Genomic DNA, 5,658 nt, shown 5'->3' on the forward strand with positions numbered 1-5,658 from the left:
TTGCCTGATGGCATTTCATTTGGCAAGTGCACAATCTGATAGTACAGAAGTTGAAGTAGACTCTACCGCTATAGAAGAAAAAAAAGACCTACCTCTTAAAGCAGAACGGATCATTAAAATCGATGTTGATAATGGCACATGGATTTCATTAGACGTAAGCCCTGATGGAAAAACCATTGCCTTTGATATGTTGGGTGATCTATATACCCTACCGATCGAAGGTGGTGAGGCAAACAGAATTACAGAAGGCATGGCCTTTGATTCTCATCCAAAATTTTCACCCGATGGAAAGTCGCTACTTTTCACCTCAGACAGAAGTGGTGGAAACAATGCCTGGATAATGGATCTTGAAACTGAAGAAACCACACAGGTAACTAAAGGTGATACCCACAATCTACAATCAGCCGAGTGGACACCTGACGGAAAATATATAATTGTAAGTAAAGGCACCCGAAATTTAAAATTACACCTGTACCATCGAGATGGTGGGTCAGGCGCACAACTCATAAAAAAACCTGATAACCTTAAAGCCGTAGAGCCGGCATTTGGCCCTGATGAAAGATACATCTGGTTTGCCAAAAGAACCGGTGCATGGCAATACAACGCTCAATTCCCTCAATACCAGGTGGCCACGTATGATAGAGAAACAGGCGAAATTGCTAACGAAACTTCTCGCTATGGATCGGCATTTTCTCCTACACTTTCTCCAGACGGTCAGTGGTTGGTTTACGGCAGTAGGTGGAATGATGAAACCGGGTTGATGGCTCGTAACTTACAAACCGGAGACGAAAAGTGGTTAGCCTATCCTGTACAAAGAGACGAACAAGAGTCAATTGCTCCACTCGGGGTATTGCCTGCTATGTCTTTCACACCAGATAGCAAAAACCTGATCGCCTCTTATGGAGGTAAAATTTATAGTTTACCGATTGAAGGTGGTGAAGCTAAAAATATTCCATTCAGGGTAAATGTTGATCTGGAACTAGGTCCACAACTTAAATTTAACTATCCGATTAGTGACGAACCGATGATGACCGTGACTCAAATAAGAGACCCACAAGTTTCACCAGACGGTAGTCGCGTAGCTTTCACAGCCCTCAATCGCCTTTATCTAATGGACCTACCTGATGGTGAGCCCAAAAGAGTTACTGATTTTGAGTTTACAGAAGCGATGCCAACTTGGAGTCCTGACGGCTCTCAATTAGCATTTGTTACCTGGAATGATGCAGATGGTGGTCACATTTATAAAGTAAATGTAAAAGGTAGAGCCAAACCGGTGAAACTAACAGATCAACCGGCTGTATATTCTGAACCCGCCTGGAGCTTCTCAAAGGACAGGGTTGTTTTTCTTAAAGGCTCAAAGCAAACCTATAAAGACGGTGATGGCCCGTTTACTTTTGGCACACAAGAAGACCTCATGTGGATTTCTTCAAACGGAGGCAAAGCACAGTTTATAGAAAAAGCCAAAGGTCGTTCTACTCCACACTTTGTAAAAAATGATGACCGTATTTATTTATATCATTCAGAAAAAGGCCTTACCTCTATTCGTTGGGACGGCACAGACGAAAAAGAATTAATAAAAATAAGTGGAATCACTACTTACGGAGCGATAAGAGATATCATTGATCATCATAGCTTACCGGAAACTATGAGTGAGCCTGCTAAAAAACCATCAAAAGCCAGCGTTATTCTTATGGCTCCCGAAGGTGACAAGGCCATCGCTCAAATCAATAATGAGATATATACGGTGACTATCCCCTACATAGGTGGTGAAACCATAACAATTAATGTAGCCGATGCATCAAAAGCATCTTTTCCTGCTACGCAACTGACTACAATTGGAGGGCAGTTTCCTTCATGGGGTAGAAATGCAGAAAATGTGTATTGGTCTATAGGTAATGCATTTTTTACTTATAACCTGGCTGACGCTAAAGCGAAGGAAGAAGAGCTGGAGAAAAAGAAAAGTGGTGACAAAGACGAAGAGAAAAAAGATAGTGAATCAACAGAGGATGAAAAAAAGGAAGATGAAGGCTATAAAGCAAAAGAGCTTCGTATAAAAGTAGAAGTAGAGAGAGACATTCCTCAAGGTTCTGTTTTGCTGAAAAATGCTCGTCTAATTACTATGAAGGGCGATGAAATCATAGAGAATGGTGATGTGCTTATCGAAAACAATCGCATAAAACGTGTTGGCGTATCTGGCTCAATCGAGGTTGATAGCAAAGTGGAAGTTATGAATATGAGTGGCAAAACTATCGTTCCTGGTTTTGTAGATACACATGCACACATGTGGCCGGCATGGGGTGTTCATAAAAACCAAATCTGGATATATGCAGCAAATCTTGCATACGGTGTAACCACCACGAGAGATCCCCAAACCGCAACTACCGATGTATTAACTTATGCAGATATGGTAGATGCGGGTATGATGTACGGGCCTCGGGTTTATTCCACAGGACCTGGAGTAGGATTTTGGGCTTATAATATCAAAAGCCTTGATCAGGCAAGAAGTATACTGAAGCAGTATTCGGAATATTATAATACGAAAACCATTAAAATGTATCTCACGGGTAATCGTAAACACAGGCAATGGATCATTATGGCGGCCAAAGAGCAGGAGCTTATGCCAACAACAGAAGGTGGCTTGGATTTTAAGCTTAATGTTACCCAAATCATAGATGGTTATCCGGGTCATGAGCATAGTTTCCCTATCTACCCACTGTATGATGATTTTATAAAATTCGTTTCTGAATCTAAAACAGCTTACACACCAACATTGCTTGTTGCGTATGGCGGTCCGTGGGCTGAAAATTACTATTACGCTACAGAAGATGTACAAGGCGATGACAAGCTAAACTTCTACACACCTAAATCTGAGCTGGACGCAAAATCGAGAAGAAGAAATGCCGGTTGGTTTATGGACGAAGAACATGTATTTGAAGATCACGCTGTATTTGTAAAAGATTTAGTTGAAGCCGGTGGTTTAGCGGGTGTTGGTTCTCACGGGCAACTTCAAGGTTTAGGGTACCACTGGGAGTTGTGGAGTATGCAGTCTGGCGGACTCAGTACTCATGACGCTCTCAAGGTCGCGACTATACAGGGTGCAGAAGCTATTGGTTTGGAAAAAGACCTAGGCAGTATTGAAGCTGGTAAATTGGCTGACTTAATAATTCTTGATAAAAACCCGTTGGACGATATCAGAAATTCGAATGCCATAGATATGGTAATGAAAAATGGTCGCTTATATAATGCAGAAAATTTGGACGAGGTATACCCGGAGAAAAAGAAGGCACCAAAATTTGAATGGCACCAGGCGGCACCTGAGAACGTACCTGGAATACCGACAAATAAATAAATTTTTCGTTTGTTAATTAGTTAAGAAGCTGTCCCGGTCGGGGCAGCTTTTTTTGTGTCTGATTTTTTATATAATTTGTGCATTTATTTTAATTCTAACTTTTTAACATGAACCTTAGAACGCTTACTTTATGTTTATTGCTCTTCACAATTGGAGGGTTACAAGCTCAAACTGTTGATCCAACATTTAATTCACCTACTCCACTCAAAAGTGCTGATGTAGAAAAAATTCTTACGCTAAGTGACGGTAAGCTATTAATCATCGGGCAAATAGACCAATACGAGGATGTACCTGTTAATGGCGTTATAAAATTAAATACCGATGGCACGCTAGATGAGTCTTTTACCTTTTCACCAGACTCACTTTATATTAGACATGCAGAAGAAAGAAGCAACGGAAATATCGTGCTTGCTGGTTGGGGTACATTGGTTGAGATAACAGCCACTGGAGAAGTCGTGTATATAACTGAAGAAATCAAAAGTATTAGTAGGATTAAACTGCAGCCTAATGATCAACTTCTTATCAGTACATATTACAGCGAGACACCAGAGGGTTATCTATTACGATTAAATTCAGATAATTCTCTAGATGAAACATTTACGAATGCTACACAATTCAATAGCACAATATATGATATCGAAATCACGACCGACAAAATCGTGCTGGCAGGAAGTTTCTCTGAGGTTAACTCAACCGTTAAAAATGATATCGTAAAACTAAATTTTGATGGCACGTTAGACACTTCATTTGACACAGGTGATGGTACTGATGACAATATCGGTGATATCACGCTTCAAGCTGACGGTAAGATTTTATTAGGTGATACTTACTTAAATACTTTCAATGGAACTTTTACAAATGGTACAGCCCGCCTAAATGTTGATGGAAGTCTGGATACAAGTTTTAATCCACCTTTCGAAATCAGCGGATCTGTAAGTAAACTGGTGTTACAGGGTGATAAAATACTGCTTTACTCTAGTTTATATTTTGACGAAACCAATAACGGTGATTTTTTATGGAGAATGAATGCTGATGGCTCCGAAGACCTGTCATTTAACAGAGTAGAATATTGCGAGGCATACACAGCTGAAATAGCCGTTCTCTCAGATGGTGTTTTACTTAATGAAGACATCTGTAATGGCTCCAAATATGGGCTAACCAAAACGGATGCTGACGGTAATATAAACCTTAGTTTTAACCCTGAAATTTATAGAGAGGGTGGTTTTTTAAGCGGAAAACTGCATGAAAATAAGCTATATGTTACCGGAGATTTTATTAAAGTGAATGAACACCCTACTAATGATTTTGCTGTAGTCAATCTTGATGGTAGTGTCGATACCGGTTTTTCAATAGCTGAAGATTTCGGAAGACCAAGCCATTTTCAAATTCTTGATAATGGCCAAATTATGTACAGCGTTGGTAATGAGTTTTTTAAACTTAATAATGATGGATCGGTGGATCCATCATTTTCATGGGCACCCTTCGGAGAGTTGTACTATATCTCTTACTTCGAGGTCCTTGATAATGGAAAAATAATCGCGTATAACGCCAATAATTTGTATCGATTAAATGCTGACGGAACAGAGGACCCAACTTATCAAAATGGTTCAGGAACGGGCGGTGCCAATTCTTCAGCTTATGGAATAGGTTTCCAATCAAGTGGTAAACTAGTTATTGGCTCTGCTTTTGATTCTTATGACGGTACACCCGTTAACAGAATGATGAGGCTAAATGAAGATGGTAGCCTGGATGATACTTTTGACTTAGGTACTGGTCCTAATGAAGATATTACAGATATTCTAATTTTATCAAATGACGAAATAATAGTTTTGGGATATTTTGATGTGTTTGATGGGCAAACTACTAATGGTGTGGTGAGAATAGATGCAGATGGTGGGTTTCAAAATTCTTATGATTCTTTGAGTCAGTTCAATTATTTACTCAGTGAATACGACAACGGATTTTTGACAACACGATTTTCTAATGGAGTCAGATCTTTGGAAAAATATAACTTTGACGGATCTATTGACACTGAATTTCTTCTGGACAGTGTGAGTTGGGTAAATGACATCGTACTCGAATCAGATAGCTCCAAAGAAATGTATTTACTTGGTAGTGTAGCTAATAATGGGTCTTACCTAGACGGTATCATAAAGGTGAAAGTAACTGATCGACCTGTAATCACCGGTCTGGTGCAACCACTTTCAACTATGGAAGAGACCCCTTTATCAATTTCATTATCAGACCTTACAGTTGAAGACTCAGATAGCAGTTATCCGGATGATTTTACACTTACTATTCAAAAAGGT

Annotated in this window: 2 protein-coding genes; both read left to right on the forward strand. The window is 39.7% G+C overall.

The genetic code is table 11. The features are described 5' to 3' along the window. Positions 1 to 7 precede the first annotated feature (7 nt). The gene (locus tag E1176_RS07385) at positions 8 to 3,349 is read left to right on the forward strand and encodes an amidohydrolase family protein (protein ID WP_155209965.1); all 3,342 of its coding nucleotides are present in this window, start codon (positions 8 to 10) and stop codon (positions 3,347 to 3,349) included. 107 nt (positions 3,350 to 3,456) lie between these two features. Further along, positions 3,457 to 5,658 (forward strand): delta-60 repeat domain-containing protein (locus E1176_RS07390; RefSeq protein WP_155209964.1); only part of this gene is annotated, 2,202 nt, incomplete at its 3' end.

The sequence above is a fragment of the Fulvivirga aurantia genome (assembly GCF_009711475.1).
In the GTDB taxonomy this organism is placed as follows: Bacteria; Bacteroidota; Bacteroidia; order Cytophagales; family Cyclobacteriaceae; genus Fulvivirga; species Fulvivirga aurantia.

Excerpts from the sequence above, each read along its gene's own strand:
- E1176_RS07385 (WP_155209965.1), top strand. The coding sequence starts at position 8 with ATGGCATTTCATTTGGCAAGTGCACAATCTGATAGTACAGAAGTTGAA.